Annotated in this window: 3 protein-coding genes; 1 reads left to right on the top strand and 2 read right to left on the bottom strand. The window is 49.7% G+C overall.

Annotation, left to right across the window (positions count from 1 at the left end; translation table 11 throughout):
- Nucleotides 1–396: 396 nt before the first annotated feature.
- Together NZ772_07305 and NZ772_07300 are read right to left on the bottom strand one after the other, a co-directional pair.
- On the bottom strand, nt 397–2,121 hold the full coding sequence (locus NZ772_07305; protein ID MCS6813363.1) for a transglutaminase: 1,725 nt from the start codon (nt 2,119–2,121) through the stop codon (nt 397–399).
- Between the two features lie 50 nt (nt 2,122–2,171).
- A complete protein-coding gene (locus NZ772_07300) occupies nt 2,172–2,681 on the bottom strand; it encodes an AAA family ATPase (protein MCS6813362.1) in 510 nt (169 codons plus the stop codon).
- A gap of 191 nt (nt 2,682–2,872) precedes the next feature.
- On the opposite strand from NZ772_07300, the gene menD reads away from it, so the two are divergent.
- On the top strand, nt 2,873–4,747 hold the full coding sequence (menD, locus tag NZ772_07295; protein MCS6813361.1) for a 2-succinyl-5-enolpyruvyl-6-hydroxy-3-cyclohexene-1-carboxylic-acid synthase: 1,875 nt from the start codon (nt 2,873–2,875) through the stop codon (nt 4,745–4,747).
- The last annotated feature ends 32 nt before the right edge of the window (nt 4,748–4,779 follow it).

Raw genomic sequence — 4,779 nt, 5'->3', positions numbered from 1 at the left:
GTAGCGATCGGCTAATACCTGACCCGCCATACCATTTGACCCTCTTGCAACACTAACCAATCACACTAACCATCTATGTGTATCTATCTATGTGTATCTATATGTATAGGAGTGCCACACTCACTGAGTTACATCTAGCCTCTAAGCTCATTAATTGATTACCAACAGACTTGTTGACCGGAGGTAGGCGCTCTGAAGTTCCTTTGTTGGAAAACTTGTTGTCACCATTCCGTCCTAGGATTATTGCTTTACATAGTCATATAGCCCATAACTCCCATCAGACCTGATCACTCACAACTCCTAATAGACCTAATCACTCAATGTTGAGCTTGCCATGTTGAGCTTGTCACTGAGTAATTGCAACGTATATCACGCATAACCATTGTAAAGTTCTCACTAAACTGGTTTTAATTCCTTAAGAATTCTGAACCGGATATGGTTAAGGGCCAAGTTACCAATGGAAACATCATCTCGGTTGACGGGTTTGCCCTGCACTCGCAAATTTTCAAACGAGATGCCCTTACCCACCTCTGCATGATACCAAGCCAAGCCCATAAAAAATCGAGCAGGATAAGGCCCGCGCTCTTGGACATCATCAGGGTTAGACTCCATTGGCAACCACCCCACACCTGGCAGGTAAAACTCCATCCACACGTGGTTGAAGTCTGGTTGCAGTGGCAGGTTCCGACGATCAGGATAGGGTGGACATTTGTAACGACCAACCGTGCGGCAGGCAATTCCGTTTAAGCGGCAGAGGGCTAACAATACGCCTAAGTATTCCCCACAAGAACCAGTGCCCCGCTCTAGAACAACATCTGGAGTATCTATGTAAGGCTTGATGGCATAGCTGAGACGATCGTAGACGTAGTTACGAATCCGATACACTTGACGCAGGATATTGGTCTCGGTACCAACCGCTTCCTTGGCTGCTCGCCGGATTACGGGTGTATCCATTGCCAAGTCGTCATCATCAACTAGATAGCGAGCTTGGAGATCTGGGGCAAGCGGGGGCAAGTTTTCCACTTGACGAGGAGTAAATTGATACTTAATACTCCAGACTTCCAGTAGTGCCCGCCAGCCAAAAATGTGGCGCTCTCCGGGCTTTAGGTTGTCAAACCGAAAGACAGCAACCCGCTGACCATCATCAATCCTTTCCTCAAAGGGACGACCAATTGCTTCCACATGATGCACCTTTTGTCGATCGGTTTCCGCAGGCAGCGCAATTCGCCATTCTAATTGCTCAACATCAACTTCTTCTAAAGGCTGCAATTCTTCTACATAGGACATTTCCACCAAGTAGCCATTGGAAAGTGCATAGGATTGATCAGCGTAGAGCTTTGTGTAGAGGGGATGAATAAAGGTGCGATCGCGCATCTCTAGCTCATAGGTAGGATTCGCATTGGGATTATCTCGAATGTAAGGCTCCAACCCAGCGTAGGCAACGTAGAGCACGTCTTCTTGCAATTGGGGATGGGGATAAAACCCTAGCCCTGTAGGATCAGGAAATGGAGTCAACACGTTAAAGATGACATTGCCTGTTGCTCGCTCTAGGCAGTACACACTTTGTTCCACGGTGTCACAGATCCATAACTCCTCATCCCGAACCGCAATGTTCTCGATGCCAACACCAGGAGCCGGAAATCGCGTAATTTCTCTGCCAGTAGCTGCATCGAAAATAAAGATATATCCTGCCTTTTGACAGGTGACGTAGACTGTAGATTCCCAGACTGCTACACCGTTGGCGGTATAGGGTAATGTGACAAATGGTTGTAGGGGTAGATACTGGCCAGGTGAAAGGGTGGGAATTCCATCCTTGATTTGGATGACATCAGCACAGCGATAGATAGTCTCTCCGCGCGCAATCCATAGGGTATCACACCAAACAGCTAAGCCAGTTGCATCTAGAAATTCATCTGTCTGTCGGGGATTCAAAACGCAGGTGTTGTTAGTGGTGGGGTCAATTTGCAGCAAATAGCCACGTACAGTATCCAGACTTAAGAGATGAAACCCAAGATGAGCAATGCCATGTAGGGCGTAGACCCCGATGGGGTAAATGGTTGGCAAATCCACAACTTGGGCTGCAATTGGCAGAGCAGTTACAGAAGGCGTTACAGAAGACATAGAGTTACGACGTGGTGTCTGAGGTTTATTGGACTATAGTCCTGACCATGCTAGAGGTAGCATAGCGCACGAAATTCCGTATATTCTGGCAATTGCAGTAAACGCTCAAATCCCTCAGCGGTGGTGGGTGGTGATTGCTGTAGTTGACGATGCATCCGCACGATTACTTCCTCTGGAACGTGACGCTGACGCTGACGATTGCGCTCTAGGCAGACAGAGAGAGGGGTATCTAACCACAGCCCTGTAATGTCGGTAAATCCTACGCTGCGAGCTAGTTGCAAGGCACTCCGACGCTGGTTAGATGCAGCATTGGTAGCATCGTAGATAGCTGCGGTTGCAGTCCCTGCGTCGATGGCTGCTATGGCCTGTTGTAGTTGATGCTTGACCTCAGCTTGTACCTTGTGCCATTCCCCTTGGATGGCTTCATCACCAAACAGTTGGGCGCGGATAGCATCTGTGGAAATTAGTAGCCGATCGGGAGCGGCTGACACTAACTGAGCCGCTAGATGGGACTTACCACTACCCGGCACGCCAATAAGCATGACTAGTCGCCTATTCATGACATATGTAAAGAACAACGACAAGGGCTGAGATTGTGTAGTGCAGGCATCGTAGACTTTTGTTACGGCATTTTGCAACTAGTTAGAATGCCAGGGGAGGCGGTGCCTACAGGGTAACTGTAAACCATTTGCCCGGCGGTATTAGGGTGATATTCAATTTAAGTATAGTTAAGTATAAGTAACGACTGTTAATGGCTATAGATTTTACAAACACTAATTTAATTTGGTCATCTGTTATTGTCGAAACCTTACAACGACTGGGATTAACGACTGCCGTAGTTTGCCCTGGGTCGCGATCGGCTCCCTTGGCGATCGCCGTAGCTAAGTCTGCCCATGTTGAGGCTATCCCTGTCTTGGATGAGCGCTCAGCCGCCTTTTTTGCCCTAGGGCTAGCGCGACAATCTGGACGGCCCACAGCACTGATTTGTTCATCAGGCACAGCCGCTGCTAACTTTTATCCTGCCGTGATTGAGGCACGGGAAAGTCGCGTACCCCTGTTAGTGCTGACGGCAGACCGTCCCCCAGAACTGCGCAACTGTAATGCTGGCCAGGCGATCGACCAACAAAAACTCTACGGTAACTATCCCAATTGGTATACCGAGTTGGCATTACCTGAAGCTACCTTGCAACTGCTATCTTATCTACGCCAAACGATCATTCAGGCATGGCAGCGCACCCTGTGGCCAGTGCCTGGTGTTGTGCATGTGAATCTTCCCTTTCGTGACCCCCTCGCACCCTTGCCGGAGCCGCCTCACGTAGAGGCTCAAATCAAAGCTCTCATTTCTCAGCTTCATCCAGAGGAGTTTTTTGCTGCCATCGAACCCTGTATCCCTTCATCTAACTCTGGGGTGTCGTTTTCTCCCTATCCTGTGCCCTCTCAATCGTGGCTACAGTGCGATCGGGGCCTGATTATTGTTGGCCCAGTGCAACCTCAGCACCCTGCCGACTATTGTGCTGCGATCGCCCGTATTGCACGGCTGTTGCGTTATCCTGTTCTCGCAGAAGCGCTGTCTCCACTCCGCAACTATGCCCATCTGAATCCCTACTTAATTTCTACCTATGACCTGCTACTGCGTAATCACTCCCTAGCTTCAGCTCTAGCACCTGAAGTGGTGATTCGGTTTGGCGATATGCCCACCAGCAAAGAGTTGCGATCGTGGCTAGAGGCTGTGCAGCCCCGCCAGTGGATTGTGGATCCAGGCGATCGTAATTTGGATCCGTTACATGGCAAAACCACTCATTTACCTCTCACAGCGGCGCAACTAGCTCAGGTCTTGCTTGATGCTGATACCACTCGCCAGCGGGTTGGGGTTACCGAGGCTGCGATCGCTAGCTTCACCATCGTCCCTGCTCTATCAGCCCCAGAGTCTCCAGCAGCCATGCTGTCTCGACGTAGTACCCTCTCTTACCTCGACAAATGGTGTCGGGCAGAGCTACAGGTTCGACACCAAGTCGAGCAAACCTTTATCAGTATTGACTGGTTACTCGAAGCTAAAATTGCTTGGCTGTTGTCGCGTCAACTGCCGCCAGAAACCCCATTGTTTATTGCCAACAGCACCCCAGTTCGAGATATGGAGTGGTTTTGGCAGCCCGGAAGCTTGGCAGTGCGTCCTTTCTTTAACCGAGGTGCCAACGGGATTGACGGCACGTTGTCTACGGCGATCGGCATTGCCCATCGTAACCAAAGTGCAGTCTTGCTCACCGGTGACTTGGCCCTGTTGCATGACACCAACGGCTTCTTGTTGCGCCGACATATCGTTGGTCATTTAACGATTTTGCTCATTAACAATGATGGAGGTGGCATTTTTAAAATGCTCCCAATTAGTCAGTTTGAACCACCTTTTGAACAGTTTTTTGCCACACCTCAGTCGGTCAACGTTGCAGAGCTTTGTGCGGCCTATGGCATTGAGCATGAAATGATTACCAGTTGGCAACAGTTAGGGCAGCGGTTAAACCCCCTGCCTCAAACTGGGATACGAGTGTTGGAAGTGCAAACCGATCGGCGCGCTGATGCCCATTGGCGCAAGAAACATCTGCCCAGTTTCGCGCAGCACGTCCTGATTTAGTCAGGTAATCTGTACTATACCAACATGCTGGA

This window comes from Cyanobacteriota bacterium (assembly GCA_025054735.1).
Classification (GTDB): Bacteria; Cyanobacteriota; Cyanobacteriia; order SKYG9; family SKYG9; genus SKYG9.
The sequence above is the reverse complement of the archived record's forward strand: the minus strand, read 5'-3'. Positions and strand labels throughout refer to the sequence as shown.

What these genes read in the sequence shown, in the direction of transcription:
- NZ772_07305 (MCS6813363.1), bottom strand. Translation starts at nt 2,121, where the DNA reads ATGTCTTCTGTAACGCCTTCTGTAACTGCTCTGCCAATTGCAGCCCAA.
- NZ772_07300 (MCS6813362.1), bottom strand. Translation starts at nt 2,681, where the DNA reads ATGAATAGGCGACTAGTCATGCTTATTGGCGTGCCGGGTAGTGGTAAG.
- menD (MCS6813361.1), top strand. Translation starts at nt 2,873, where the DNA reads ATGGCTATAGATTTTACAAACACTAATTTAATTTGGTCATCTGTTATT.